This is a genomic window from Streptomyces sp. ERV7, assembly GCF_001653515.1.
In the GTDB taxonomy this organism is placed as follows: Bacteria; Actinomycetota; Actinomycetes; order Streptomycetales; family Streptomycetaceae; genus Streptomyces.
This window is the reverse complement of sequence record NZ_LYOY01000040.1, coordinates 710,124-736,600: the sequence shown is the minus strand read 5'-3', so window position 1 is coordinate 736,600 and position 26,477 is coordinate 710,124. Positions and strand designations below refer to the sequence as shown.

General features: G+C 71.7%; 27 protein-coding genes and 1 pseudogene. 5 read left to right on the top strand and 23 right to left on the bottom strand.

The annotated features are described in order from the left end of the window. Positions 1-85: 85 nt before the first annotated feature. From rlmB to A8W25_RS17860, 5 genes are all read right to left on the bottom strand, one after another. A complete protein-coding gene (gene rlmB, locus A8W25_RS17880; RefSeq protein WP_067162666.1) occupies positions 86-1,045 on the bottom strand; it encodes a 23S rRNA (guanosine(2251)-2'-O)-methyltransferase RlmB in 960 nt (319 codons plus the stop codon). A gap of 119 nt (positions 1,046-1,164) precedes the next feature. Further along, a complete protein-coding gene (gene cysS, locus A8W25_RS17875) occupies positions 1,165-2,562 on the bottom strand; it encodes a cysteine--tRNA ligase (RefSeq protein ID WP_067162664.1) in 1,398 nt (465 codons plus the stop codon). Between the two features lie 135 nt (positions 2,563-2,697). Beyond that, entirely contained in the window at positions 2,698-3,210 is a 513-nt protein-coding gene (gene ispF, locus A8W25_RS17870; RefSeq protein WP_067162662.1) for a 2-C-methyl-D-erythritol 2,4-cyclodiphosphate synthase, read from the bottom strand. Then, complete coding sequence (gene ispD / locus A8W25_RS17865) at positions 3,200-3,937, bottom strand: 2-C-methyl-D-erythritol 4-phosphate cytidylyltransferase (protein ID WP_067162661.1); 738 nt, start codon at positions 3,935-3,937, stop codon at positions 3,200-3,202. Before ispD ends, ispF begins: the two co-directional genes overlap by 11 nt. 246 nt (positions 3,938-4,183) lie before the next feature. Then, complete coding sequence (locus A8W25_RS17860) at positions 4,184-4,666, bottom strand: CarD family transcriptional regulator (RefSeq protein WP_003953493.1); 483 nt, start codon at positions 4,664-4,666, stop codon at positions 4,184-4,186. A 531-nt stretch (positions 4,667-5,197) separates the two neighbouring features. Here A8W25_RS17860 and A8W25_RS17855 point away from each other — a divergent pair. Next, the gene (locus A8W25_RS17855) at positions 5,198-5,869 is read left to right on the top strand and encodes a DUF461 domain-containing protein (RefSeq protein ID WP_067162659.1); all 672 of its coding nucleotides are present in this window, start codon (positions 5,198-5,200) and stop codon (positions 5,867-5,869) included. Positions 5,870-5,945: 76 nt separating this feature from the next. On the opposite strand, the gene A8W25_RS17850 is transcribed toward A8W25_RS17855, so the two are convergent. Both A8W25_RS17850 and A8W25_RS17845 read right to left on the bottom strand, forming a co-directional pair. After that, a complete protein-coding gene (locus tag A8W25_RS17850; RefSeq protein WP_017242433.1) occupies positions 5,946-6,626 on the bottom strand; it encodes a response regulator transcription factor in 681 nt (226 codons plus the stop codon). Continuing rightward, complete coding sequence (locus A8W25_RS17845) at positions 6,623-7,900, bottom strand: sensor histidine kinase (protein WP_067162657.1); 1,278 nt, start codon at positions 7,898-7,900, stop codon at positions 6,623-6,625. The genes A8W25_RS17850 and A8W25_RS17845 overlap by 4 nt, the downstream gene beginning before the upstream one ends. A gap of 212 nt (positions 7,901-8,112) precedes the next feature. Here A8W25_RS17845 and phoU point away from each other — a divergent pair, with 212 nt between their 5' ends. After that, positions 8,113-8,790 (top strand): phosphate signaling complex protein PhoU, encoded by a 678-nt coding sequence (gene phoU / locus A8W25_RS17840; protein ID WP_067162655.1) that lies wholly within the window; start codon positions 8,113-8,115, stop codon positions 8,788-8,790. 314 nt (positions 8,791-9,104) lie between these two features. Here the strand turns inward: phoU and A8W25_RS17835 are convergent, their stop codons facing one another. Both A8W25_RS17835 and A8W25_RS17830 read right to left on the bottom strand, forming a co-directional pair. Further along, entirely contained in the window at positions 9,105-10,286 is a 1,182-nt protein-coding gene (locus A8W25_RS17835) for a serine hydrolase domain-containing protein (protein ID WP_067162652.1), read from the bottom strand. Between the two features lie 218 nt (positions 10,287-10,504). Next, positions 10,505-11,266, bottom strand: coding sequence for a phosphoglyceromutase (locus tag A8W25_RS17830; protein ID WP_067162650.1), 762 nt, complete (start codon positions 11,264-11,266; stop codon positions 10,505-10,507). A 197-nt stretch (positions 11,267-11,463) separates the two neighbouring features. Here A8W25_RS17830 and A8W25_RS17825 point away from each other — a divergent pair, with 197 nt between their 5' ends. Continuing rightward, positions 11,464-12,738, top strand: coding sequence for an MDR family MFS transporter (locus A8W25_RS17825; RefSeq protein ID WP_067162648.1), 1,275 nt, complete (start codon positions 11,464-11,466; stop codon positions 12,736-12,738). Between the two features lie 46 nt (positions 12,739-12,784). Here the strand turns inward: A8W25_RS17825 and A8W25_RS17820 are convergent, their stop codons facing one another. From A8W25_RS17820 to A8W25_RS17785, 8 genes and pseudogenes are all read right to left on the bottom strand, one after another. Further along, positions 12,785-13,294 carry a YbjN domain-containing protein gene (locus A8W25_RS17820; protein ID WP_067162646.1) on the bottom strand — a complete coding sequence of 170 codons (510 nt, stop codon included), beginning with the start codon at positions 13,292-13,294 and terminating at the stop codon, positions 12,785-12,787. Further along, positions 13,287-13,634: pseudogene (locus A8W25_RS17815) on the bottom strand (glycosyltransferase); the annotation flags it as partial. The pseudogene A8W25_RS17815 and the gene A8W25_RS17820, both read right to left, overlap by 8 nt. A 3-nt stretch (positions 13,635-13,637) precedes the next feature. Beyond that, complete coding sequence (locus A8W25_RS17810) at positions 13,638-13,991, bottom strand: DUF2516 family protein (protein WP_067164179.1); 354 nt, start codon at positions 13,989-13,991, stop codon at positions 13,638-13,640. 107 nt (positions 13,992-14,098) lie between these two features. After that, positions 14,099-14,731, bottom strand: a complete 633-nt coding sequence (locus A8W25_RS17805; protein ID WP_067162642.1) for a hypothetical protein — start codon at positions 14,729-14,731, stop codon at positions 14,099-14,101. Between the two features lie 41 nt (positions 14,732-14,772). After that, positions 14,773-15,204, bottom strand: a complete 432-nt coding sequence (locus tag A8W25_RS17800; protein ID WP_067162640.1) for a helix-turn-helix domain-containing protein — start codon at positions 15,202-15,204, stop codon at positions 14,773-14,775. Between the two features lie 100 nt (positions 15,205-15,304). Continuing rightward, on the bottom strand, positions 15,305-15,889 hold the full coding sequence (locus A8W25_RS17795) for a YceI family protein (RefSeq protein WP_067162638.1): 585 nt from the start codon (positions 15,887-15,889) through the stop codon (positions 15,305-15,307). 204 nt (positions 15,890-16,093) lie between these two features. Continuing rightward, on the bottom strand, positions 16,094-18,154 hold the full coding sequence (locus A8W25_RS17790; RefSeq protein ID WP_067162636.1) for a HelD family protein: 2,061 nt from the start codon (positions 18,152-18,154) through the stop codon (positions 16,094-16,096). A 69-nt stretch (positions 18,155-18,223) separates the two neighbouring features. Further along, complete coding sequence (locus A8W25_RS17785; RefSeq protein WP_067162634.1) at positions 18,224-18,832, bottom strand: TetR family transcriptional regulator; 609 nt, start codon at positions 18,830-18,832, stop codon at positions 18,224-18,226. Between the two features lie 144 nt (positions 18,833-18,976). Between A8W25_RS17785 and A8W25_RS17780 the strand changes: the two genes are divergently transcribed. Both A8W25_RS17780 and A8W25_RS17775 read left to right on the top strand, forming a co-directional pair. Next, a complete protein-coding gene (locus A8W25_RS17780) occupies positions 18,977-20,233 on the top strand; it encodes a zinc-binding dehydrogenase (RefSeq protein WP_079126272.1) in 1,257 nt (418 codons plus the stop codon). Positions 20,234-20,295: 62 nt separating this feature from the next. Continuing rightward, on the top strand, positions 20,296-20,601 hold the full coding sequence (locus tag A8W25_RS17775) for a hypothetical protein (protein WP_067162630.1): 306 nt from the start codon (positions 20,296-20,298) through the stop codon (positions 20,599-20,601). On the opposite strand, the gene A8W25_RS17770 is transcribed toward A8W25_RS17775, so the two are convergent. From A8W25_RS17770 to A8W25_RS17745, 6 genes are all read right to left on the bottom strand, one after another. After that, positions 20,570-21,541: a molybdopterin-dependent oxidoreductase gene (locus A8W25_RS17770; RefSeq protein WP_067162628.1), complete on the bottom strand. Its 972-nt coding sequence runs from the start codon at positions 21,539-21,541 to the stop codon at positions 20,570-20,572. The two genes, A8W25_RS17775 and A8W25_RS17770, sit on opposite strands and share 32 nt — an antisense overlap. Before the next feature lie 31 nt (positions 21,542-21,572). Further along, the gene (gene hemB / locus A8W25_RS17765) at positions 21,573-22,559 is read right to left on the bottom strand and encodes a porphobilinogen synthase (RefSeq protein WP_067162626.1); all 987 of its coding nucleotides are present in this window, start codon (positions 22,557-22,559) and stop codon (positions 21,573-21,575) included. Positions 22,560-22,944: 385 nt separating this feature from the next. Next, positions 22,945-24,420, bottom strand: a complete 1,476-nt coding sequence (locus tag A8W25_RS17760; protein WP_067162624.1) for an FAD-dependent monooxygenase — start codon at positions 24,418-24,420, stop codon at positions 22,945-22,947. 6 nt (positions 24,421-24,426) lie between these two features. Beyond that, a complete protein-coding gene (locus A8W25_RS17755) occupies positions 24,427-25,362 on the bottom strand; it encodes an aromatase/cyclase (protein WP_067162622.1) in 936 nt (311 codons plus the stop codon). A gap of 30 nt (positions 25,363-25,392) precedes the next feature. Further along, the gene (gene fabG / locus A8W25_RS17750; RefSeq protein ID WP_067162620.1) at positions 25,393-26,178 is read right to left on the bottom strand and encodes a 3-oxoacyl-ACP reductase FabG; all 786 of its coding nucleotides are present in this window, start codon (positions 26,176-26,178) and stop codon (positions 25,393-25,395) included. A 23-nt stretch (positions 26,179-26,201) separates the two neighbouring features. Further along, the gene (locus tag A8W25_RS17745; protein WP_067162618.1) at positions 26,202-26,468 is read right to left on the bottom strand and encodes an acyl carrier protein; all 267 of its coding nucleotides are present in this window, start codon (positions 26,466-26,468) and stop codon (positions 26,202-26,204) included. Positions 26,469-26,477: the final 9 nt, after the last annotated feature.

The following is a 26,477-nucleotide window of genomic DNA, read 5'->3' as shown; positions in this document are numbered from 1 at the left end:
CTTGACGGAGGCGAGATCTGTCCGAGGCCCGTCAAGATCACCTACTCCGGACGGGCGTCGGACGGCAGCGTCCGTACGAAGGGCGTCAGCCCTTGCGCCGGCGCGCCGCCTCGTACAGCACGATGCCCGCCGCGACACCGGCGTTCAGCGACTCGGCGCCGCCCGGCATCGAGATCCGCACCCGGTAGTCGCAGGTCTCGCCGACGAGGCGGCCCAGGCCCTTGCCCTCGCTGCCGATGACGATGACGACCGGGCCGGCCAGCGCTTCCAGCTGCTCGACCGTGTGCTCGCCGTCGGCCGCCAGGCCCACGATCGTGACTCCGGCCTTCTTGTAGTCCTCCAGGGCGCGGGTCAGGTTGGTGACGCGCGAGACCGGCGTACGGGCGGCGGTGCCCGCCGAGGACTTCCAGGCGCCGGCCGTCATCCCGGCCGCGCGGCGCTCGGGCACGACCACGCCGTGGCCGCCGAAGGCGGAGGTGGAGCGGACGATCGCGCCGAGGTTGCGCGGGTCGGTGACACCGTCGAGGGCCACGATGAGCGGCGTGTCGTGGTTGTCGTACGCGGCCTCCAGGAGGTCCTGCGGGTGCGCGTACTCGTACGGCGGGACCTGGAGGACCAGGCCCTGGTGGTTGAGCCCGTTGGTCATCCGGTCGAGCTCGGCGCGCGGGGCCTCCATCAGGTTGATGTTGCCGCGCTCGCCCGCGAGCTGGAGCGCGTCGCGCACCCGCTCGTCGTTGTCGATGTACTGCTGCACGTACAGCGTGGTCGCCGGGACGCCGTCGCGCAGGGCCTCGAAGACCGGGTTGCGGCCGACGACCATCTCGGACGTGCCCTTGGCGCCGCCGCGGCGCGGGGCCGGGCGGCGGGTCGCCGCCTGCCTGGCCTTGGCGGTGGCGATGCGGTTCTTCTTGTGCTTCTTGCGGTCCTCGGCGGGCGGCGTGGGGCCCTTGCCCTCCAGGCCCCGGCGCCGCTGGCCACCGCTGCCGACCGTCGCGCCCTTCTTGTTGGACGTGCGGCGGTTCCTGCGCTGGCTGTTCCCGGCCATGACCTACCTGTTTCCGTGATTCTGCGACCTACGGGGCGTCGTTTCGTCCGTGGGTCCTGCGTACGTACGTATATGAAGTGTGCCGCCCGGTCGCCCGGGCGGCACATCGCGCTGCCCCGTCAGCGGGGGCCGAGGGTCCAGCGGGGGCCGCTGGGGCTGTCCTCGATGACCAGGCCGGACTGGGTCAGCTGGTCGCGGATGGCGTCGGCGGTGGCCCAGTCCTTGCGGGCCCGGGCCGCCTCACGCTGTTCGAGCACCAGCCGTACGAGCGTGTCGACGGCCCCGTGCAGGTCCTCGCCCCGGTCGGCCTCGCCCGCCCAGTGGGCGTCCAGCGGGTCGAGCCCGAGGACGCCGAGCATCGCGCGGACCTCGGCGAGGCGGGCGACGGCCTCTTCCTTGTCGTCGGCGGCCAGCGCGCTGTTGCCCTGGCGGACCGTGGTGTGGATGATCGCGAGCGCCCCCGGGACGCCCAGGTCGTCGTCCATCGCCTCGGCGAACGCGGGCGGCACCTCGGCGGCCGGCTCGACCACGCCCCCGGCCTTCTCGACCACGCGCTGGACGAAGCCCTCGATGCGCGCGAACGCCGACTCGGCCTCGCGCAGGGCCTCCTCGCTGTACTCGATGGTCGAGCGGTAGTGCGGGGTGCCGAGGTAGTAGCGCAGCACGATCGGGCGCCACGTCTTGACCATGTCGGAGACGAGCACCGAGTTGCCGAGCGACTTGGACATCTTCTCGCCGGACAGGGTGACCCAGGCGTTGTGCATCCAGTACGCGGCGAAGTCGTCGCCGTACGCCTTGGCCTGGGCGATCTCGTTCTCGTGGTGCGGGAAGATCAGGTCGCGACCGCCGCCGTGGATGTCGAAGGCGCTGCCCAGGTACTTGTGGGCCATCGCCGAGCACTCCAGGTGCCAGCCCGGACGGCCGCGGCCCCAGGGCGTCTCCCAGTCGGGCTCGCCCGGCTTGGACGCCTTCCACATGGCGAAGTCGCGGGGGTCGCGCTTGCCCGCGACGCCCTCGTCGGGCTGGAGCAGGTCGTCGATGTCCTGGTTGGACAGCTCCAGATAGCCGGGGAAGGAGCGCACGTCGAAGTAGACGCTGCCGTCCGACGCGTACGCGTGGCCGCGCTCGATCAGGCCGCGCATCATCTCGATCATCTCGGGGACGTGCCCGGTCGCGCGCGGCTCGTAGGTGGGCGGCAGGCAACCCAGGGCGTTGTAGCCGTCGTTGAAGGCGCGCTCGTTCTCGTAGCCGATCGACCACCAGGGGCGGCCCTGTTCGGCCGACTTGGCGATGATCTTGTCGTCGATGTCGGTGACGTTGCGGATGAACGTGACGTCGTAGCCGCGGTATTGGAACCAGCGGCGCGCGATGTCGAAGTCGAGGTAGGAGCGGACGTGCCCGATGTGCGGGGCGGCCTGCACGGTCGCGCCACAGAGGTAGATCGAGACACAGCCCGGAACGAGCGGGGTGAAGTCACGGATCTGCCGGGCGCTGGTGTCGTACAGGCGAATAGTCACGAGTCCAGGGTAGTGGGCCCGTAGCAGTGCCCCGCGACCCTTGGGCCACGGGGCACCGAAGTGTGACAGAAGCTTTTCCGGCGGGCTCCGCCGCGGGCATTTCGGCGGCCTTTCGACCCGTCCGCCGGAACGCCTTCATCCGGTCCGGTACACCAGCGCCGTGGCGATCCCGGCGAGGCCGTCGCCGCGGCCGGGGAAGCCCAGGCCGTCGGTGGTGGCGCCGGAGACCGAGACCGGCGCGCCGACCGCGTCCGAGAGCACCTTCTGCGCCTCCTCGCGCCGCTTGCCGATCTTCGGGCGGGGGCCGACCACCTGGACGGCCACGTTGCCGATGCCGAAGCCCGCCTCCCGGACGATCCGGGCGGCCTCGGTGAGCAGGGTGACGCCGGAGGCGCCGGACCACTCGGGGCGCCCGGTGCCGAAGTGGGCGCCGAGGTCGCCGAGGCCCGCCGCCGAGAAGAGCGCGTTGCAGGCGGCGTGGGCGACGACGTCCGCGTCGGAGTGGCCCGCGAGGCCGGGGCCCTCGCCCTCCCAGAGCAGGCCCGCGCACCACAGCTCGCGGCCCTCCTCGAAGGCGTGGATGTCGGTGCCGATGCCGACCTGCGGGATCACCGGGGCCGGGGCCCGCGGGGGCGTCTCAGAAGCCATCGTTCGCCCTCCTGCGGGCCAGGACCGCCTCCGCCAGGACCAGGTCCAGCGGGCGGGTCACCTTGAAGGCCTCCTCGTGGCCGGGGACGACCACGACCTTCAGGCCGAGCCGCTCGACCATCGACGCGTCGTCCGTGACCTCGCCGGTGACGCTCTCGTGGGCGCGCACCAGGGTGGCGTGGTCGAAGCCCTGCGGGGTCTGTACGGCGCGCAGCCGGGACCGGTCGGGCGTGGCGAGCACCGGCTCGGGGGTGCCGTCGGTGTGCGGCTCGACCTCCTTGACGGTGTCGGCGAGCGGCAGCGCGGGGACGACGGCCGGGGCCCCGTCCCGTACGGCCTCGATCACCGCGTCGACGGTGTCGACCGGCACCAGCGGACGGGCCGCGTCGTGGACGAGGACCACGTCGATGCCCTGCGGCAGCGCCTGGAGGCCGAGCCGCACGGACTCCTGGCGGCTCTCGCCGCCGGGCACCACGACGAAGTCGGTGCGCTCCGGCAGCGCGTGCTCGGCCAGCAGGTTCTTGACCTCGGTGGCGCCGTCGGGCGGGGCCACGACGACGACGAGCGAGACGGCGCGGGAGGCGGCCATCGCCCGGACGGCGTGGATGAGCATGGGCGTGCCGTTCAGCGCGCGGAGCGCCTTGGGGGCGCCCGGGCCGAGCCGCACGCCGCGGCCGGCCGCGGGAATCACGGCGGCGGTACGGAAAACGCGCGTTTCCTCAGACAAGGTTTGTGTCCTTCGGCGACATGGGTATGGCCTCAGCAAGCTGGGCGCGACGCCCCTGACCGGCCCCTTCCGTGACGACCGGTCGGGCGCTCCACCCGGCCCGGCACGCCGTCGCGGGTGCCGTGCGTACGAATGATGTCCGAACATGCCGCAGCGCCCGGCGACACAGCAGTAGGGTCACTGCTGGTCAGCGGGCACCGCGGCAATGCTGGTCCTCCGGGAGGCGAAGCCCCCGGACCTACCAGGTCAGGACGCGAGAACCTCGTCGAGGAGGGCCTCGGCCTTGTCTTCGTTGGTGTTCTCAGCGAGTGCCAGCTCGCTCACCAGGATCTGCCGCGCCTTGGCGAGCATGCGCTTCTCACCTGCGGAGAGTCCGCGCTCGCGCTCACGACGCCACAGGTCGCGCACTACTTCGGCGACCTTGATGACATCGCCGGAGGCGAGCTTCTCCAGATTTGCCTTGTAGCGACGGGACCAGTTCGTGGGCTCTTCCGCATACGGTGCCCGCAGCACCTCGAAGACCCGGTCCAGCCCGTCCTGCCCGACCACATCGCGCACGCCTACGAACTCCGCATTGTCCGCGGGTACGCGCACCGTCAAGTCGCCCTGGGCGACCTTGAGCACCAAGTAGGTCTTGTCCACGCCTTTGATCTGGCGAGTTTCGATGGCCTCGATCAGCGCGGCCCCGTGATGGGGATAGACCACGGTGTCGCCAACCTTGAACGTCATGTGACAGGTACCCCTTCCGTGGCTATCCAGGGTAACACGAGAACAGCCTGTTCTGAATGGCGTTTTCGCAGGTCAGGGCATATCTCGGGGCTTGACAACAGCAACACGAACGTGCTGCGGAGGGCTCACGGGAGGGGGTATTCGCAGGTCGGAGCGGCTGTTCGGGGGCAGGGAAACATGCCCGCCACACACTCCGCAACCCCCCTCAGCTGGTCTGAACGTCCCGTTTTGTCGGGTTCCAAGCGGTGAACTTCCACTGCTCCGTTCGGTGATCGGTCACCCGTTCGGCGGGACCGCGATTTTTTCGTGAATTGATCAACGGATGCCGGCCGGGAGGTTTTCGGTAAGGAATACGTGGCGGTACGGAGAATTGATCACCGGCGATATGTGAACGCCACGCGAAACACCGAGATCAGCATGGGTGCGGGCGCTTCGCGGGGGGTGTGGGGACGGTAACCTAAGCCAGCTGACACAGACTTAGCTGTCCTTTAGATGTCCCGATGTCCTTACGTCCAAGGAGTTGCCGCCGCCGTGAGCCGCAGCCTTCGACGCGGCGCCCTCGCCGCCTCTGCCATCGCGTTCTCGCTCGCCTCCCTCGCCGCATGCTCGGCGGGCAACGACGCGCAGACGCTCGAAGTGAAGCCGGACAACGCCGCCGTCAAGGTCGGTGACATCAAGATCCAGAACGCGACCGTGCTGACCCAGCCGAAGACGGACGCCGCCGGGCCCGCCGTCATCACGGCGACGATCTTCAACAACGGCGACAAGCCGCAGACGCTCGACGCCGTCAAGCTCGCGGCCTCGGGCGCCACGGTGAAGCTCTCCCCCGGCAAGGGCCAGACCGGGCTCACCGTCCCCGCGCACGGCTCGCTGATCATCGGCGGCAAGGACAACGCGTCCGCCGTGGTCGAGAACGGCAAGGAGGCCGCCAAGAACGGCGACGCCCAGCCGGTCACCTTCCAGCTGAGCAAGGCCGGCGACGTGACGCTGCGCGCGTTCGTGGTCCCGTCCACCAGCTACTTCGAGGGCTACGGCCCCAGCGAGCTCCCCAAGCCCCCGGCGGCCACGCCGGGCGCGCCGGGCGCGACCACCTCGCCGGGCGCCTCCACGTCCCCGGGTGCGCCCGCGAGCGGCAAGCCCTCGGGCAAGCCGGCCAAGGGCGGCAAGCCGTCGGGCACCGCGAGCACGGGTGCGGCTCACTGACGTACACGCACAGACGAGGAGGGGCCCCGGACAGAAGTCCGGGGCCCCTCCTCGTGTGCGTCCGCGCGGCGCGTGTCTACGGCTCGAACTTGTAGCCGAGGCCGCGGACCGTCACCAGGTAGCGGGGCGCGCCCGGGTCCGGCTCGATCTTGGCGCGGAGGCGCTTGACGTGGACGTCGAGGGTCTTGGTGTCGCCCACGTAGTCCGCGCCCCAGACTCTGTCGATCAGCTGCATACGGGTCAGCACGCGGCCCGCGTTGCGCAGCAGCATCTCCAGGAGGTCGAACTCCTTCAGGGGCAGGTCGACCTTGCCGCCGGAGACGGTGACCACGTGGCGGTCCACGTCCATACGGACGGGGCCGGCCTCCAGGGCCGCCGGGGTGACCTCCTCCGGCTCGCCGCGCCGGCGCAGCACCGCACGGATGCGGGCCACGAGCTCACGGGACGAGAAGGGCTTGGTGACGTAGTCGTCGGCTCCTATTTCGAGGCCCACGACCTTGTCGATCTCGCTGTCCTTGGCGGTGACCATGATCACCGGGACGTTGGAGCGGCCGCGCAGCTGGCGGCAGACCTCCGTGCCGGGCAGCCCCGGCAGCATCAGGTCGAGCAGCACGAGGTCGGCGCCGTTGCGCTCGAACTCGTCCAGCCCGTCGGGTCCGGTGGCCGCCACGGCGACCTCGAAGCCCTCTTTGCGGAGCATGTAGGACAGGGCGTCGCTGAACGATTCCTCGTCCTCGACGACGAGCACTCGGGTCACGGAAGGACCTCCGGGGCAGGGAGCACAGTGGTGGAGTCGTGCGCGGTGGGGAAGGTGTCGTACGGCGGCTCGTCGACGGCGTCGTCGTCCGGGCCTGCGATGTCGGGTGCGGCGCGGTCCCGTACGGCGCCGGCCTCCGGCAGCCTCAGGGTGAAGGTGGAGCCCTGTCCCTCGGAGCTCCACACCGTGACCTCCCCGCCGTGCGAGGCGGCCACGTGTTTGACGATGGCCAGGCCCAGGCCCGTACCACCGGTGGCGCGGGAGCGGGCCGGGTCGACGCGGTAGAAGCGCTCGAAGACGCGCTCCCGGTCCTTCTCCGAGATGCCGATGCCCTGGTCGGTCACGGCTATCTCGATCAGGTCCCCGCCGGGCGCGGCGACGCGGCGGCCCGCGATGCCGACCCTGGTCCTGGCCGGGGAGTAGTTGACGGCGTTCTCGACGAGGTTGCCGAGAGCGGCGGCGAGCTGGCCGCGGTGGCCCCAGACGTACAGGTCCGCCGTGCCGCCCGCGGCCATGGTGATCTGCTTGGTGGACGCGGGGTGGCGGGAGCGGTCGATGGCCTCGGCCACCAGCTCGTCGACCCGGACCGGCTCGGCGTCCTCCAGCGGGTCGTCGTTCTGGACCCGGGAGAGGTCGATGAGCTCCTGGACCAGATTGGTGAGCCGGCTGGCCTCGATCTGCATCCGGCCCGCGAAGCGGGTGATCGCCTCGGGGTCGTCCGAGGCGTCCATGACGGCCTCGGAGAGCAGGGAGAGCGCGCCGACCGGGGTCTTGAGCTCATGGCTGACGTTGGCGACGAAGTCGCGCCGGACCGCCTCGATGCGGCGGGCCTCGGTGAGGTCCTCCACCAGGAGGAGCACCAGGCGGGAGCCGAGCGGGGCGACGCGGGCGGAGACCGCAAGGGCCTCGCCCCGGCCGGTGCCCCGGCGCGGAAGATCCAGCTCCACCTGCCGTATCTCACCGTCGCGCCGGGTGTCGCGGGCCATGTGGAGCATCGGCTCCACGGCCAGCTTCCCGCCTCTGACCAGCCCCAGCGCATACGCCGCGGAGCTGGCCTTGACCACCGAGTCGCTCTCGTCGAGCACCACCGCCGAGGAGCGGAGCACCGACAGCACGGTGTCCACGCCGGGCGGCAGTACCGCGTCCGTGTGCAGGGATGTCCGGGTGGGCCGCGCCTGGTCGCGCTCGCTCCAGCGGAACGCCAGCATGGCGATGACGCCGGTGCACAACCCGGCGATCGCTGCCGCTGCGGCGACCGCCGCGTTCACGTCCATGCCTCCAGGTTATGCGGGTGCGCCGACACTCTCCCAGCCATCCGGGTGTCTGCTCGAACGTTCGTCGCCCAGAGTTCACCATGGTGATAGTGCTGGTTCACTTGGTGTGGCCGAATCGGACGCGTAACCCACGGAACGTGGGAGCGTGGGGGTCACGACATCCCCTGCCTCCCCCGGGGTCATCGCCCCCGGTCATCGAAAGAGGGACACCCATGCGGGACGCGTACCACGAGGAACTTGACTCGATCGGCGAGGGCCTGGTCGAGATGGCCCGCCTTGTCGGGTCGGCGATCGGGCGCGCCACGACGTCCATGCTCGACGCCGATCTCAAGCTCGCCGAGAGTGTGATCGCCGCCGACCAGAAGGTCGACGATCTGCAGCACGAGCTGGAGGCGCGGGCGATAGCCCTGCTGGCCCGCCAGCAGCCGGTCGCCACCGATCTGCGGATCGTCGTCACCTCGCTCAGGATGAGCGCCGACCTGGAGCGCTCGGGCGACCTGGCCCAGCACGTGGCCAAGCTGACCCGGCTGCGCTACCCGGAGCGGGCGGTCCCGCGCGACCTGCACGCCACCATCCTGGAGATGGGCCAGCTGGCCCAGCGCCTGATGGCGAAGGCCGCCGAGGTGATCATCACCAAGGACGTCGACCTGGCGCTCCAGCTGGAGCAGGACGACGACGAGATGGACCTGCTGCACCGCACGCTCTTCCAGCACCTGATGGACGACCGCTGGAAGCACGGCATCGAGACGGCCGTCGACGTGACGCTGCTCGGCCGCTACTACGAGCGCTTCGCCGACCACGCGGTCTCGGTCGCCAAGCGCGTGGTGTACCTGGTCACGGGCGAGCACGCGGACGAGCTCCAGCCGCCGGTGCAGGTCGAGGGCGCGTAGCGCGGAGCGCACAGGGGTGCGTACAGGCGCGCATTGAGCGACGCGCGCGGATGCGCCGTTGATGCGCCCGCCCCGATGGGCATGCAATGGGGGAAGGTGCGCGTACTCGCCCCCGACCCCATCCCGGGAGGGACTCATGAACGAAACCCCCGCCCCGAACGCCTCCGGCTGCAGCTGCGGCCCCGGCTGCCAGTGCGGCTGCCAGTCGGGCGGCTCCTGCCAGTGCGGCGGCGGCTGCTGAGCAAGCGGCACGAGATGGGCCCCGTCCGGTGAACCGGACGGGGCCCTTCGCGCGCTGCGGCTCCTCGCGGGTGTCAGTCCTGGTCGGACGCGTCGCCGTAGACGTTGCCGGGGCTGATCACCTGGGTGATGGCCCGGCCGAGCAGGGTGCTGGGGTTCTCGTCGTTCGAGGCGATGTCGGTGTTGAGCAGGATCACCATCGTCGCCTTCTGGGCGGGCAGGTGGACGGTGAGGCTCTGGTAGCCGGGCAGGGAGCCCGCGTGGCCGATCCACCCGTGGTTGATGTCGATGCCCAGCCCGTAGAAGTCGCCCGGCGCGCCGGTGGGCTGCGCGTCGAGGCGCTGCGCCTGGGTGTGCCGGGTCAGGAGCCGGCCGGTGGCGACGTTCACCGCCCAGGAGCGCATGTCGTCGAGGTTCGAGATCATCGCGCCGGCCGCCCAGCCCCAGCTGGGGTTGAAGTCCGTGGCGTCCGCCACCGAGCCGTCCGGCGTGAAGTCGGTGTAGCCGTGGGCGTGCGGCCGCGGGAACTCCGCCGCCTTCGGCAGGAAGGTGTGCTTCAGGCCGCTCGGCCGGGTGATCAGGTCCCGGATCGCGTCCCGCAACGGGCAGTGGGTGACCTTCTCGACGACCAGCCCGAGCAGCACGGTGTTGGTGTTGGAGTAGTCGAACCGCGTGCCGGGCGGGAACTGGTTGGCGTGCTTGAAGGCGAGGCGGAGCAGCTCCCTCGGGGCCCACTGGCGGTGCGGCTGGGTCGTCAGCAAGTGCTGGAAGTCCTCGTCCTTGCTGTACGGGAACAGACCGCTGCGCATCTCCGCGAGCTGGCGCAGCGTGATGTGCCGTCCGTCGGGCACTCCGGGGACGTACCGGGAGATCGGGTCGTCCAGGCCGACCCTGCCTCGGTCGACGAGCTGGAGCAGCGCGGTGACGGTGAAGGTCTTGGTCTCACTGCCGATGCGCATGTTCAGGCCGGTCCGCATCGGGGTGCGGCCGCGCTTGTCGGCGACGCCGAAGGCCCGCACATAGCGCGGCTGTCCGGGCTTCCAGACGCCCACGATCACTCCCGGGACCCCGGCGTCGGCGGCCGCCCGCTGGATCACCCGGTCGAGCTCCGCCGCGGTCGCGGCCCAGGGCGGTGGCGCGGCGGCCGATGTCCTGGGAACCGGTACGGCCGCCGCGGGACCGGCGATCGAGGGCAGGAAGGCGGCCACGCAGGCGGAGACGACCAGCGCGGTACGAAACAGAGCATTTCTGCCCATGCGGATATACATATGTCCTGGATAAGTCCCGCCGGGCCGTTGCCCGCAGTGCAACGCTGGCCCCCGGCGCACATTCATCCGAACGCCCCGGGGCCGCCTCACCCGGCAGGGGTCGCCTCACCCGGCAGAGAAGGGGCCGAGGGCCCACAGCGGTTCCAGGCCGTGAAAATGCCTCCCCGCCGCGCCCTTCGCGCGGCGGGGAGGCATGATCGCGTCGTCTACTTCTTCTTGCCCTGGTTCTTGACCGCCTCGATCGCGGCCGCGGCCGCGTCCGGGTCGAGGTAGGTGCCGCCGGGGTTGACCGGCTTGAAGTCGGCGTCGAGCTCGTAGACGAGCGGGATGCCGGTCGGGATGTTCAGGCCCGCGATGTCGGCGTCGGAGACGCCGTCGAGGTGCTTGACCAGGGCCCGGAGGCTGTTGCCGTGCGCGGCGACCAGCACGGTCCGGCCCGCGAGCAGGTCCGGGACGATGCCGTCGTACCAGTACGGCAGCATGCGGACGACGACGTCCTTGAGGCACTCGGTGCGGGGGCGCAGCTCCGGCGGGATGGAGGCGTAACGGGCGTCGTCGCTCTGCGAGAACTCCGTGCCGTCCGCGAGCTCCGGCGGCGGGGTGTCGTACGAGCGGCGCCACAGCATGAACTGCTCCTCGCCGAACTCGGCGAGGGTCTGCGCCTTGTCCTTGCCCTGGAGCGCGCCGTAGTGGCGCTCGTTCAGACGCCACGAGCGGTGGACGGGGATCCAGTGGCGGTCGGCGGAGTCCAGCGCCAGCTGGGCCGTGCGGATCGCGCGCCGCTGGAGGGAGGTGTGCAGCACGTCGGGGAGCAGGCCGGCGTCCTTGAGCAGCTCACCGCCGCGCGCCGCCTCCTTCTCGCCCTTCGCGGTGAGGTTGACGTCCACCCACCCGGTGAACAGGTTCTTCTCGTTCCACTCGCTCTCGCCGTGGCGGAGGAGGATCAGCTTGTACGGTGCGTCGGCCATGCGTCCGAGCGTAATCGACGTTCGCGGGCCCTCGCGCGCGCGGGGACCAGGCTCCCGCGAGCGTCTCGGCAGGTGGACGATTGACGGACGGCGTCAATTGACTGGCGTGCGAGAGCCCTCCGCTCGTAAGTTGCAGCTATTACCAGCGCCACTTACAGATCCAGGTGCTGCCTGTTCGTCGCTCCGGGGGGAATCCGATGTCCGTCGCCAGTCTCAGACGCGCCGCACGAGAGAGCGTCTCGGGTCTGCCCCGGGAGTTCTGGTGGCTGTGGACGAGCACGCTGATCAACCGGCTCGGGGCGTTCGTCGCCACGTTCATGACCCTCTACCTCACCCATGAGCGCGGCTACTCGGCCTCGTACGCCGGCCTCGTCGTCTCCCTGCACGGCCTGGGCGGCGTGGTCTCCTCACTCGGCGCGGGCGTCCTGACCGACCGGCTCGGCCGCCGCCCCACGATGATGATCGCCCAGACGGCGACCGCCTTCTCGGTGGCGCTGCTCGGCTTCATGACCGACCCGGCGGCGATCGTCGCGGTCGCCTTCCTGGTCGGTATGGCCTCCAACGCCTCACGCCCGGCCGTACAGGCGATGATGGCGGACATCGTGAAGCCCGCGGACCGGATGCGGGCCTTCTCGCTCAACTACTGGGCGATCAACCTCGGGTTCGCCGTCTCCTCGGCGGGCGCCGGCTTCGTCGCGCAGCACAGCTATCTGGCGGGCTTCCTCGGCGAGGCCGCGCTCACCCTGACCTGCGCGATCCTCGTCTTCCTCAAGCTGCCCGAGTCCCGGCCCGAGCCCACCTCCGCGGTACGGGAGAAGGGCCGCGAGCCGGAGGTCGGCCTCGGCACGGTGTTCCGCGACGGCCGCTTCATGGGCGTGGTCGGCCTGTCCTTCCTCATCTCCCTGATCTTCCAGCAGGGTTACGTCGGTCTGCCGGTGGCGATGGGCGCGGACGGCTTCTCCAGCGCGGACTTCGGTCTGGCGATCGCGGTCAACGGCGTACTGATCGTCGCCGTCCAGATCCCGGTCACCCGGGCCATCGAGCACCGCGACCCGCGCCGGCTGCTGATCGTCTCGGCGCTGCTCGCGGGATACGGGTTCGGGCTCACCGCGTTCGCGGGTTCGGTGGCGGTGTACGCGGCCACGATCTGCGTCTGGACCCTGGCCGAGATCGTCAACTCGCCCACCCAGACAGGTCTGGTGGTGCGCCTCTCGCCCGTCCACGGCCGGGGCCGCTACCAGGGCGTCTACACGATGTCCTGGTCGGTGGCGGCGCTGGTCGCCCCGCTGATGTCCGGCTACGTCGTCGACCACTTCGGCGCGGACTGGCTGTGGGCCGCCTGCGCGGTGCTCGGCACGGTGGCCGCGGCGGGGTACTGGCTCTTGATGCGGGACCTGGACGGCGGCGAGGACGTGGTGGCCGGGGTCAGCGCCCCGGAGCGCGCCGACCTCCGTACGGACGCGGTGGCCTGACGGCCGGTCCCGGCCCCGGGGCCTGTCCGGCCTGGTTGCGCGGCGCCTAGTTGCGCGGCGAGGGCCGGGACGGCGAGGACTTGGTCAGGTTGGCGAACGCGTCCAGGTTGCGCGTCGACTCCCCGCGCGAGACCCGCCACTCGTACTCCCGCCGGATCGCCGACGCGAAGCCCAGTTCCAGGAGGGTGTTGAAGGAGCCGTCCGCCTCCTCCAGGACCGTGCCCAGGAGGCGGTCCAGCTCCTCGGGGGTGACCGAGGCGAGGGGGAGCTTGCCGGCGAGGTAGACGTCTCCGAGGTTGTCGACCGCGTAACCCACCCCGTACAGCCGCAGGTTGCGCTCCAGGAGCCAGCGGTGGACGCCCTGCTCGTTCTCGTCGGGATGGCGGACGACGAAGGCGTTCACCGACAGGGAGTGGCGGCCCACCCGCAGCGAGCACGTGGTGGAGAGCTTGCGCGTACCGGGCAGCTTCACCACGTACGAGCCCGGCTCGGGGGACTCCCAGTCGAGCTCGGCGTCCTTCAGGTACGCGTCGATCACAGCCAGTGCGTCAGCCATGGTGCGAGCGTACGCGACGGCGGTGTTCGTGCATGGCGGCGGTGTAGACGTCCGCCGTGGCCGAGGCGGCCGTGCCCCAGCCGAAGGACTCGGCGTGCCGGGCGGCCGCCGCGCCCATCCGGTCCACCAGCGCCGGGTCGTCCACGAAGCGGCTGAGGGCGCGCGCGTAGTCGCCCGGGTCGTGGCCGGAGACCAGGAAGCCGGTCTCGCCGGAGCGCACCGCGACCGGCAGACCGCCCACCGAGGCCGCCACCACCGGTGTCCCCGCCGCCTGCGCCTCGATCGCCACCAGCCCGAAGGACTCGCTGTACGAGGGCATGACCAGCACCGACGCCGCCCGGCTTCAGCGCCCGCCGTTGTACGGCCCGTACGGACCGTCGCTGCTCGATCCGCCGCTACGGCCGCCGCGCCCGCGCCCGCGCCCGCGCCCACCGCTGATCTGCCGCACCGCGGGACGGACGTCCACGATGTAGACGATCACCGCCACCGCGCCGATGACCGGCAGGAACGAGAGCAGCGGGAACAGCACGCTGACCAGCAGCGCGATGCCCAGGATGATCAGCCAGAACGGCTTGGTCTGCTTGTCCACCGCGCGGAACGCGTCCTCCCGGCGGAAGGCCGCATCCACCAGCGCGAACAGGCTCAGTGCGGTCAGGGCTGTGCTCAGCAGCCACATGAACCCCGTGAATCCTTGCATCAGCACGGTCGTCCACCACCTTTCCCGGGATCGGTCCCTACGCGGCCAAGGTACCCGTCAAACGAGGCGGGCACCGAAAAAGTGCCCGCCGCCGCGACGGCCCCGGCTCACTCCGAGGGCTTGGCCGCGGTCTTCTTGGCGGTGCTCCGGCGCGCGGTGGTCTTCTTGGCGGCCGCGGGCTTGGCCTCGGCGGAAGCGGAGGAGTCGGCCGCGTCGGCGGACGCGGCGGAGTCGTCGGCCGGGGCCTCGGACGCGGGCTCCGACGCGGGCTCCGAGCTCTTCGGCTCGACGATCTCGGCGACCTCCAAGATCTCCTCGGCGGCCTCGCCGCGCCACTTCTTGACGGCGGCCTCGCCCTGCCCGGCCACGTAGTCGTACGTCTCGCGGCTCTTGACCAGGGTCTCGACCGTCACGCCGACGGCCTGGAGCGCGAGGTGCTGGACGGAGTCGCCCAGCTTCTTCATGTCGCCGTCGAGCGCGCCGACGACGTCGTTCACCTTCGCGGTGAAGGCGGCCTGGGCCTCCTTGGCCGTGGCGACGACCTTGTCCTGGACGACCTTGGGGTCGGTGTTGCGCACGGCCTCGATCCGCGCCGGGACCTCGCTCTGGAGCCGCTCGACCAGGCCCGGGATCTTCTCCGGGACCTTCGCGGCCTGCTTCGCGCCGAGGTCGAGCGCCCCGGCGACGAAGAAGAGGGGCTTGGGGCTCAGGGCATTACGCAGCTCATCGGTGACGGCCATGCTGGTTTCCTCCCGGATCGGTACGTGGATCGGTACGCGGATCAGCTCTGGGGAGCCGATGCGGCATCGCCCGCTCCGTCGCCCTCGTCCCGCCCCCGGCCGGCGGCCGAAGCAGGTGCGTCCGCGTCGAGCCCGTTCTCCTTGCGGAAGGACTCGTAGATCTGGATCAGCACCTGCTTCTGCCGCTCGTCGAGCGAGGGGTCGGCGAGGATGACGCTCCGTGTCTCCGCCGCTTCCGGCGCCCGTTCGTCGAGGATCCCGGCCTGCACGTACAGCGTCTCGGCGGAGATCCGCAGCGCCTTGGCGAGCTGCTGGAGGATGTCCGCGCTCGGCTTGCGCAGCCCGCGCTCGATCTGGCTCAGATACGGATTGGACACACCGGCGGCATCGGCGAGCTGCCGCAACGAGAGCTGGGCGTTACGCCGCTGCTCGCGCAGGAAGCCGCCGAGATTGCCGACGTTGAGCGATGCCATACCCCGATACTGCCCCCTCCTTGCTAACTATTGCAAGCGGATGCTTGCAATAGTGCGCCGCGCCACGTCGGGCCGCACTGCGCCCACGCCCCGCACCCCCTCAGGCCCGGCTCGCCTCCACATCCAGCGTGATCTTGATGGTGTCGCCGAGGGTCGCGCCCACCGGGCCGCCGGTGACGCCGAAGTCCTTGCGGCCGATCTTGGTGGTCGCGGTGAAGCCCGCCACCGAGCGGCCCTCGTACCCCTTGCCGAAGCCGAGCAGCTCCAGGTCCAGGGTGACGGGACGGGTGACGCCGCGGACGCTCAGCTCGCCGTCGAGCAGGAAGCCCTCGGCGCCGCCGGACCGGACCCCCGTCGAGCGGAAGGTCATCTCGGGGAACTCCTCCGCGTGCAGGAAGTCCGCCGACCGTATGTGGTTGTCGCGCTGCTCGTGCGCCGTGGAGACCGAGGCGATCCTGATCGTCGCGGTGACCGAGGACTCCAGCGGGTTCTCGGCGAGCACGATCTCGCCCTCGAACTCGTCGAACCGGCCGCGCACGTTGGCGACGCCCAAGTGCCGTACGGCGAAGGCGATTTCGGAGTGCACCGGGTCGATCACCCAGGTGCCGGGCTCATAGCCGGGCAGCTCGGCGGCCGAGACGGCCGGCTCGGGTGACGCGGAGGACGAGGAGGAAGTGGCGGTCATGCTGGTGGCCCCCTGAAGGCGTAGGCGTTCGAGTGGTGGAGTGCTCGCGTTGCCTTGCTCTGCCGCCCCGCGCCTCCTTGCCCCGCGCAGGGCTCGACCTCGCCCCGCGTAGGGCTCGGTCCCATGCTTGAACCCTCCACAACATAGTGAGTCGAGGCCACTCGCGCACCCAACTGCCGCAGGAAATACGGGTGTTGCACACCGCTACCGCAGCGCCGGCGGCAGCGGCCTGCTGTGCAGGACCTCCAGCCGGGACACCGCCCGTGTCAGCACCACGTACAGCCGGTGCAGCCCGCGCTCCTCCGCCTCCGCGATCGCCGCCGGCTCCACGGCCACCACATGGTCGTACTCCAGGCCCTTCGCCACCGTCGCGGGCAGCACCGTCACCCGGGCCGCCGCCGTCAGGTCGTCCGCCTCCGCCGTCGCCACGCCCGCCTCGGCGAGGGCCGCACGCAGCTCCGGTACGTCCGCGTCGTGCGCGATCACGCCCACCGAGCCCTCCCGTGCGAGCGCCGCCCGTACGGAGTCGACCAGCGCGGCCCGTACGTCCTCGACCCGCCGCACCGCCAACTCCCCGTCCCGGCGCAGCGAACGGGACGGCGGTACGGCCACGTCGAGCGCCCCGAGCAGCCCGTTGGCCAGCGTCACGATCGCCGCCGGGACCCGGAAGCCGGTCGTCAGCGGGACCACCGGGGCGTCCGGCTTGCCCAGGTGCGCCAGCCACTCCGGCCAGTCGCGGGCCGCCCACGGGGTGGTGCCCTGGGCCAGGTCGCCGAGCACGGTGAGCGAGCCGAACCCGGAGCGGCGGGCGACGGCCCGGCACTGCATCGGGGAGAGGTCCTGGGCCTCGTCGACGACGATGTGGCCGTACCCCTGGGGGCGTTCGACCAGCCCCGCGAGCTCGTCGAGCAGGACCTGGTCGGCCGCCGACCACTTGGCCGACTTGTACGAGCGCGGCGCCCGGCTCCACAGCAGCCGCTTCTGCTCCTCGGCGCCGAGCACGCCGTCGGCGGCGGCCGCCAGCGCGTCCGGGTCGGTGAACAGCGCCGCGAGCACCTCCTCGGGCGTGACCTTGGGCCAGGCCGCGTCCACGAACGCGGAGACCGGGCGGGCCCGGGAGATGCGCTGCAGCCAGGTGTTGTTCATCGGCCCGGCCCGGCGCTCGGCCTCCAACTGGATGACGCGCACGGCCCGGCTGCGCACCCGCTCGCGGCCCACGGCGTACGGCGGCGCCTCGGCCCGTACCTCCTCGACGATCCGCGCCAGTTCGCCGCCGCTCACGCGCCAGCGGTACGAGCCGTCGGCCACCTCGACCGCCTCGAACCGCCCGGCCGGGTCGCCCACGCGCGCGTAGAGCGCCCGGTGCAGGACCCGCGCCATCCGGGCGTCGTGCTTGACGACGGCCGCGGCCTCGTCGTCGACCGCCCGGACGGGCCCGCGCGCGACCTCGTCGTCGACCGTCGACTGCCGGATGTCGATCTCGCCGAGGGCGGGCAGGACCTGGGCGATGTAGTGGAGGAAGGTCCGGTTGGGGCCGAGGACCAGGAGGCCGCCGCGCTGGATGCGCTGCGGGTAGGTGTAGAGCAGATACGCGGCCCGGTGCAGCCCGACCGCCGTCTTGCCGGTGCCCGGGGCGCCCTGGACGCACAGGGACCGGCCGAGCTCGGACCGTACGAGGTCGTCCTGCTCGGGCTGGATGGTGGCGGCGATGTCGCGCATCGGGCCGACGCGGGGGCGCTCGATCTCGGCGGCGAGGATCCCGCCGACGGCGCCGTCCTCCGGGGCCGGGGCGGCCGTTCCCAGCCGCTCGTCCTCCATGCCGGTGAGGTCCTCGGCGGCGCCGAGGCTGCCCGGGGCCCAGCCGAAGCGGCGGCGGACGGCGACGCCCAGCGGATCGCGGGACCCGGCCTGGTAGAACGTCCGCGAGACGGGCGCCCGCCAGTCGACGACCAGGGGCGGCGCCGAGGGGTGCTCGCTGATGCGGCGGCGGCCGATGTAGTAGCGCTGCCCGGCGTGGTCGCCGCAGGCACCGCCGTCCTCGAAGTCGAGCCGCCCGAAGAACAGCGGGCTGTCGGGCTCCTGCCGCAACTCCTTGGCCCAGCTGCGCAGTTGATAGCCGAGCACCTCCGCGTCCGCGCCGGAGGCGAAGGCGTTCTCGCCGGTCACGACCCGTTCGTCCGCGCCTTCGGCCATGCCGGCCAGGGCCGCGCGGCAGGCTTCGTGGTAGGCCCGTTCCTGGCTGAGTTCGCGGTCGAGTGGCGTCATGCCGTCCAGCGTAACGCAACTTGGTTAAATTTTTTACTCAGTAACGTTTTCTACTGGCGAGCGCCTTCCTCACGCATAGCGCCCCAGCCCCTCCCTCAGCTGCTCGAACGCCTCCTCCGCAGCCGTCACCGCGCCCGCGTACACCTCTTCGGCGCTCTCACCGGCCTGGATCCGCCGCCAGTTCTCCTCCGCGAGGATCCGCTGGACGGCGACGATCTGGCCCGCCGCGAGACGCGCCCCGATGTCCTCGCCCAGGGCCGCGGCGAGCGCGCCCTCGGCCCGGCTCTGGTACGCGAACAGCCGCGCCACCAGGCTCGGTGTGCCGTACAGCAGCCCGTGGTACGCGCGGACCCGGGGATCGTCGTTCAGCCCCGTCACCGGGTCGCGGCCGTCGAGCCCGGCCAGGAAGTGGCGGCGCAGGGCGGGGAGCGGCGCAAGCCCCTCCGTGCGCCCCTGTGCGACCACCCGCGCGGCCTCGTCCTCGTGGTCCGAGAACCGGTGCAGGGCCAGGTCCTCCTTGGCCGGGAAGTAGCGGAAGAGGGTCGGCTTGGAGATCCCGGCGGCGGCCGCCACCTCCGCGACCGGCACGTTGTCGAAGCCCTTCTCCAGGAAGAGGGCGATCGCCACGTCCGAGACGGCCAGGTACGTCTGCTGCTTCTTCCGCTCCCGCAAGCCCATGGGGCGAGCGTACGGGGAGACCGGCGGGCCCGCGCTTGACCTCAAGTGGAGTTGAGGTCAAAGAATCCGATCAAGAAAGCCGCTCGGCGGCTTTCAGCGGCTTTTCAGCGGCTTTTCGGCGAACGACGGGGATGGGTGAGCGGCATGCGCGTGGCACAGGTGAGGGAGTTCGGCGGCCCGGAGGTACTGGTTCCGGCGGAGCTGCCGGACCCGGTTGCCGGGCCCGACGAGGTGGTGGTCGCGGTCGACCACATCGACACGCTGTTCGTGCAGACGCAGATACGGGCGGGAGAGTTCGGGGAGTACTTCGACGTCCGGCCGCCGTACGTGCCCGGCGGAGGCATCTCCGGCACGGTGGCCTCGACCGGCTCGGAGGTCGACCCGGCGGTGTGGACGGGGCGCCGGGTGATCGCCGCGGTGGAGCCCGGCAGCTACGCCTCGCTGGCCGCCGTCCCCGTCGACCACCTGGTCCCGGTCCCGGAGAACCTCGGCCTGCGCGAGGCGGCGGCCCTGGTCCACGACAGCGTGACCGCGCTGGCGCTGCTGGAGCTGACGGCCCTGAAGGCGGGCGAGACGGTCCTGATCACGGGCGCGTCCGGCGGCATGGGCACGCTCCTGGTCCAGCTGGCCCGGTCGCTGGGCGCGCGGGTGGTGGCGGTGGCCCGGGGCGACGAGAAGACGGCGCTGGTACGGGAGCTGGGCGCGCACGAGGTGGTGGACGCGGCGTCCCCGGACTGGCCGGAGCGCGCCGCGGCGGTGCTGGGCGGGGCGGGCGCGGACGTGGTCCTGGACGGGGTGGGCGGCGCCGTGGGCGCGGCGGCCTTCCCCCTGACCGCTCCCGGCGGCCGCTTCTCGGCCCACGGCGCCCCCACGGGCCACGGCTTCGCCGCGGTCTCCCCGGAGGAGGCGGCCGCCCGGGCCATCACCCTGCTCGGCATAGCGGACGTCCAGCTCACCCCCGAGCGCCGCACAACCCTGGCCGCCCGAGCCCTGGAGGAGGCGGCAGCGGGCCGGCTGCGTACGGTGATCGGGGCGGTGTTCCCGCTGGAGCGGGCGGGGGACGCCTGTACGTCACCGACCCGGCGGGGAGACGGCTGCTCTGGCACGTCCTGGACGCGGCGGGCAGGCCCTCGCGGGGCGTCGGCTGGCAGGTGTTCACGCCCACGGGGGCCGAGCCGGACGGAACGGTGGCCGCGCACCCGTCCCTGCCGCTCCTCTACCTCGCCAACCGGGACGAGAAGGCGGCCGTCAGTTGCCTCCCCCTGGGCCCGGACGGCAGGCCCGACGACGGCGGCACGACGACGCTGTGGGTACGCGGCACGGCCCCGCTCCACAAGGGCCTGGCCGTCCACCCGGCGGGCACCCATCTGTACGTCAGCGATCCCGGCGGGCGCACCCTGAACGTCTTCGCGCTCCGCGCGGACGGCCGGGCGGACTCCGACGGGCCGTCACTCACCCACCGGGTGCGGCAGGCCCCCGGCCCCCTGGCGGTCCACCCGGAGGCCGGCTGCGTCTACTTCGCCGAGCGGGAGACGGGAGCGGTCCACCGGACCGCGCTCGCATCCGACGGCCTCCTCGCCCAGGACACCGCACCCGAGCAGCTGCCGGGCTTCACGGCCCCGCACTGCACGGGGATCGCGGTGCACCCGAGGGGCACCTATCTCTACGCGTCCACCGCGCTCACCCTCGCGGTGACGGAGCTGAGCCCACGCACCGGCCACCCGTCCGGGCGCCCGGTCACGCTCCCGCTGCCGCGCCGCCGACCGTGACCGTGATCTCGTGCACCGAGTTGCGCACACCCGGCGGCGGCTGGACGCGCCCGTCGCGGTCGGTGGCGCGGGCCCGGACGCGGTGGCGGCCGGGCGGCAGGCGCAGGGAGAGGGTGAAGGGCTGCCAGGCGGGATCGGCCCCGAGGGGTTCGAGGGAGGCGGGCAGCCAGGGCCCGTCATCGACGCTGACATCGAGCGAGACGACCTCCCCGACACTCCAGGCCCGCCCGGCCAACTCCACGTACCCACCCGCGACTTGATCGCCGTCCTGCGGGCTGAGGATCTTGCTGCCGACGTCGACGGCCCGCACCGGGCGGGCGGTGTGCTCGCCCGGGTGGACGCGGGTGTAGAAGCGCGTGGTGAACATGTGGTCCGGCCGCTCCTCGGCCAGGACGATCCGGGTCAGCCACTTCACCGAGTTGGTGCCGAACATCCGGGGCACGACGGTCCGCAGCGGATGCCCGTGCCGGACGGTGAGCGGCTCGCCGTTCATCTCGTACGCGAGGAAGACGTCGCGCCGGGCGGTCTCCAGGGGCAGGTCCTTCAGGTACGAGAGCCCGTCCTCGCCGTCGAAGGTCCCGGTGTCCGCGCCCTCGAACCAGACGTGCCGCGCGGACGGCAGCGGCACGGCCCGGTCGAGGAGGGCGGAGAGGTCGAACCCGGTCCACCGGAGGTTGGCCACGGCCCGGGTCGGCACGTCGGGCTCGAAGGGGTTGCCGAAGCACTCGTGGAACGCGGTGAAACGGCGGGCGGGCAGGGCGAGGACGTCGTCGAGCCGCAGCCGGAGCGGCCGCTCGACGAGCCCTTCGACGGACAGGGTCCAGGAGTCGACGTCGAGGTCGGGCACGCCGAGGTGGGCGCGCACGAAGACGTTGTCGACGGGAGTGAGGAAGTCCGTGACATCGGCGAAGTCCCTTACGTCTAACGCCTGTTCGCCCATTCCCCGGCCCCGTTCCCGTTCTCGTGTCCGACTACAGCCCGCGGGCGACCTCCGTCGCCCAGTACGTCAGGATCATGTTCGCACCGGCCCGCTTGATTCCCGTCAGAGTCTCCAGGATCGCCTTGTCGCGGTCGATCCAGCCCTTCTCGGCGGCGGCCTCGACCATCGCGTACTCACCGCTGATCTGGTAGGCGGCGACGGGCACGTCGACGGACTCGGCGACCTTGGCGAGGATGTCGAGGTACGGTCCGGCCGGCTTGACCATGACCATGTCCGCGCCCTCGTCGAGGTCGAGGGCGAGTTCGCGCAGCGACTCGCGGACGTTGGCGGGGTCCTGCTGATAGGTCTTGCGGTCCCCGCGGAGGGAGGAGCCGACGGCCTCGCGGAAGGGCCCGTAGAAGGCGGACGAGTACTTCGCGGTGTAGGCGAGGATGGACACGTCCTCATGGCCGGTCTGGTCCAACGCGTCCCTGATGACGCCGACCTGACCGTCCATCATGCCGCTGGGGCCGACGACGTGGACGCCGGCGTCGGCCTGGACCTGGGCCATCTCGGCGTACCGCTCCAGGGTGGCGTCGTTGTCGACGCGCCCCTCGGCGTCGAGGACGCCGCAGTGGCCGTGGTCGGTGGTCTCGTCGAGGCAGAGGTCGGACATGACGACGAGGTCGTCGCCGACCTCCTGCTTCACGGCGCGGATGGCGACCTGCAGAATCCCGTCGGGATCGGTCCCGGCCGTTCCGTTCGCGTCCTTCTTCGCTTCCTCCGGCACTCCGAAGAGCATGATCCCGGCGACCCCGGCCTCCACGGCCTCCACGGCGGCCTTCCTCAGCGTGTCCATCGTGTGCTGGACGACGCCGGGCATGGCCTGGATGGGAACGGGCCGGTCGATGCCCTCGCGCACGAAGGCGGGGAGGATCAGGTCGGCGGGGTGCAGCCGGGTCTCGGCGACCATGCGGCGCATGGCGGGGGTGGTCCGGAGCCGCCGGGGGCGGGCGCCGGGGAACGATCCGTAGGTCATACGCCTACGCTACGCCGGTCCGCCCGGGCCTTTTTGCCCCACCCCGCCCCTTCCCGTAAGCCCTCTGGCGGGCGGCCGGGTGGCGGGCGGCCGGGTAGCGGGCCGGGGCCCACTGCCGGGGGCGCTGCCCCCGGACCCCTTGATTTATCCGCGGCTCCGGTGAGGGCTGGCCGCGCAGTTCCCCGCGCCCCTTACGTAGTCCGCCGCAGCCGGAGAATCCAGCTCAGCCACAGGCTTTTAGGGGCGCGGGGAACTGCGCGAGCAACCCAGCACGGTCCGCGGACAAACGACGGCCCCTTCAGGGGCGCGGGGAACTGCGCGAGCAACCCAGCACGGTCCGCGGACAAACGACGGCCCCTTCAGGGGCGGGGGTTGGGTACGGGAGTCAGCGGGAGGGGCCGAACCAGCGCTCCAGGGCCTGCCTCAGCCCGGTGCCGTCGGTGTCCGGTGCGCCCGCCCAGGCCACATGGCCGTCGGGCCGCACCAGGACGGCGCCCACACTGTCGAGGGCGCCGCCCTTCTCCGGCACGGCCGGCAGCACGGTTACCCGGTCGGCCCAGCCGGAGGTGTCCGGCAGCGCCGCACCGCCGCCGGACAGTTCGAGGAGCACACCGCGTGCGGTGCGCAGCAACTGGGCCGTGTTCACCGGGCCTTCGCCGGTGGTCAGGCCCGCGTCCGGCAGCCGGGCGCCGAGCAGCGGGTGCTCGGGGCCGCCGACGTCGTAGCGGATGTCGAGACCGCTGATCATCCCGGCGAGGTGCGCCCGGACGTCGTCGTGGGTGAGGAGCTCGGTGAGCACCGAGCGCAGCGGCTCGACCTCAAGGCCGCCGAGCAGCAGCATCGCCTGCGCCCTGATGTTGGACAGGACCCGCCGGCCGACCTCGTGGCGTTCGGAGTGGTACGTGTCGAGCAGGCCTTCGGGGGCGGTCCCGCCGAGGTGCAGGGCCAGCTTCCAGCCCAGGTTGAAGGCGTCCTGGAGGCCGAGGTTGAGGGCCTGGCCGCCGATCGGCATCTGGCGGTGGGCCGCGTCCCCGGCGAACAGGATCCTGCCCTGGCGGTAGCGCGTCAACTGGCGGTTGGCGTCGCCGAAGGAGTTCGCCCACAGCGGGGTGCCCCCGCTGATGTCCTCGCCGGTGACGCGCTTCCAGACGGCCGCGATCTCGCCGAACTCCGGGTCCCCGGTGCGCGGTTCGGCCTGGGAGCCGAACTCGTGCACCATCACCCGGGTGACCCCGTCGCGGGTCGCCGCGATGGCGAGCCCGGCGGGCAGCCGCTCGAAGCGGCGGTTGGGGATGGTGACACCGGCGACGTCCGCGCGCAGCAGCTCGCGGCCGGCGTCGTTGCCCGGGAACTCCGCCCCGGTGAGGCGGCGCACGGTGGAGTCCTCGCCGTCGCACCCGACGAGGAAGCCACCGCGCACCACGACCGTGCCCTCGGGCCCGGCCGCCGTCGCCTCGACGAAGTCGCCCCGGTCGGACACCCCGCGCAGCTCGTGGCCGCGCCGGATGTCCACGCCCAGCGAGAGCGCCCACTCCTGGAGCAGGGCCTCGGTCCGGGTCTGGGGCATCTTCCACTGCCCGGGGAAGGGGCTGGGCAGCGTGAGGTCCATCGGGATGCCGCCGAAGTGGCCGCGCGGCTCGTTCGGCGGCGTCCCGAAGACGTCGAGCAGTCCACGGCTGTCGAGGAGCTCCATGGTGCGGGCGTGCAGTGTGGAGGCCCTCGACTCCGTGGTGGGCGTGGCCCGTTGTTCCAGTACGACCACGTCGGCTCCGCCAAGACGCAGCTCACCGGCGAGCAGAAGCCCGACGGGGCCGGCGCCGACGACGATGACCTGGGTGTCGAGGCGGTCCGTGGTGGTCATCCGGGGTCAGCCCTTCGACTCGGCGTACGTCTTGGCGTGGTTGAGCGTGGCCGTGCTGTTGGTGGACAGCGCGGTGTGCACGTACTCACGGGCGTCCGCGACGGTGGCCTCGGGGCCGAGGATCTTCGCGATGTTGTCCGTGTTGAGCGTGACGGTGTGCTGCGAGGAGGCGGCCGTGCCCTCCGGCGTCTCCTCGAACGTCCAGATCCCGGTGTGCAGGGTCATCAGCGCGGGCAGCGTGATCTGCTTGTACGCGATCTTGTGGTTCGGGAAGGTCACCCGGTACGACTTGGTGGTGTGCACCGAGCCGTCCTTGGCGCGGGTGTCCATCTCCAGGGTCTGGAGCCCGGGGGTGTCCTCGGTCAGCCGGACCACGGCCACGTGCGGCAGCCGCTCGGACCACAGGTTCGCCTCGTTGATGAAGTCGAACAGGTCCTTGGGCGAGCCCTGGACGATGACGGTGTCGGTGAACGAGAACGTCACCTCCTCGGTGGCGTGCGCGAGCTCGACGTTCTGCTTGAGCGCGGCCAGCTCCGAGCGGCTGTTCTTGTCGACCGCCTCGTCGATCCAGGCCAGGCCCTCGGGGTCGTCGTCGATCGCCCGGTAGTCGTGCAGCAGCCGCACGCGCGAGGAGTTCTCGGCCAGGGTCTCGATGATCCAGGTGCCGCCCATCGCCGCGACCGGAGGCGTGGTGACCTCCTGGCGGAAGGTGATGCGCAGGGCCTCGGGGTCCAGCTCGCGGTGCGAGGTCCAGTTCTTGGCCTCGCCGTTGGCGGTGGCCCAGATCCGGATGCGCTCGTGGTTGCCGTTCTCGCCGACCTGGTCCACGTAGATCGTGGGCGGGAAGATCCGCGGCCAGTTGGTGACCTCCGCCAGCAGCCGGTACACCGCGGCGGCGGGGGCGTCGATGGTGATCTCGTGCTCGACCTCACGGGTCGTCATATCCGCTCCTCCTTCGGGTACTTGGGCGTGCTAGAAGTTGCCGAGCCCGCCGCAGACGTTGAGCGCCTGCGCGGTGATGGAGGCGGCGGTGTCGGAGGCCAGATAGCCGACCAGACCCGCGACCTCGTCCGGGGTGGAGTAGCGGCCGAGCGGGATCTTGGACTGGAACTTCTCCAGGATCGCGTCCTCGGAGGTGGAGTACGCGGCCGCGTAACCCTGCCGCACGCGCTGCGCCATCGGCGTCTCGACGTAACCCGGGCAGACGGCGTTGACCGTGATGCCGGTGGGCGCGAGCTCGTTGCCGAGCGCCTTGGTGAAGCCGACCACGCCGTGCTTGGAGGCCGAGTACGGGGCGCCGAGCACGACGCCCTGCTTGCCCGCGGTGGAGGCGATGTTGATGATCCGGCCGCGGTCCTTGTGGCGCATGCCACCGGTGTTCAGGACCTCACGGGTGACCCGGAAGACGCTGTTCAGGTTGGTGTCGATGACGGCGTCCCACAGCTCGTCCTCGATGTCGGCGGTCACCCCGCCACCCGAGCGCCCGGCGTTGTTGACCAGCACGTCGACGGTGCCGAAGCGGTCGACGGCCGCCTGGACGAACGCCTTGACGCTGTCGGCGTCGGTGACGTCCAGCGCCGAGCCGTCGGCCTCCAGGCCCTCGCCCTGGAGCTGCTTGACGGTCTCGGTGACGTTCTCGGCGTTGCGCGCGCCGATGAAGACACGGTGCCCCTGGGAGGCGAGCAGCCGGGCCACGGAGAGCCCGATGCCGCTCGTGGCGCCCGTCACCAGTGCGACCCGTGCGGTGTTCTCGGTCATGTCGTTCTTCCTTAGTCTGTGGCTCAGGCGGCGGACGCGGAGGACAGCTGGGCGTTGACGACCTCGATGAGGGCGCGCGGGGTGGTGGCGTCGGTCAGCGCGTCGTCGTCCAGCGAGATGCCGTACTCACGCTCGATCCGGCCGCCCGTCTCCAGGAGCGCGAGCGACTCGTATCCCAGGACCTCGAACTCGGTGTCCAGGATGTCGCCGTCCAGGTCGACGCCCTCGTCGGCGCCCGCTGCCTCAAGCAGGATGCGCTTCAGGTCCTCGAGGGTGAACGTGGTGGCCATGGGATTTCC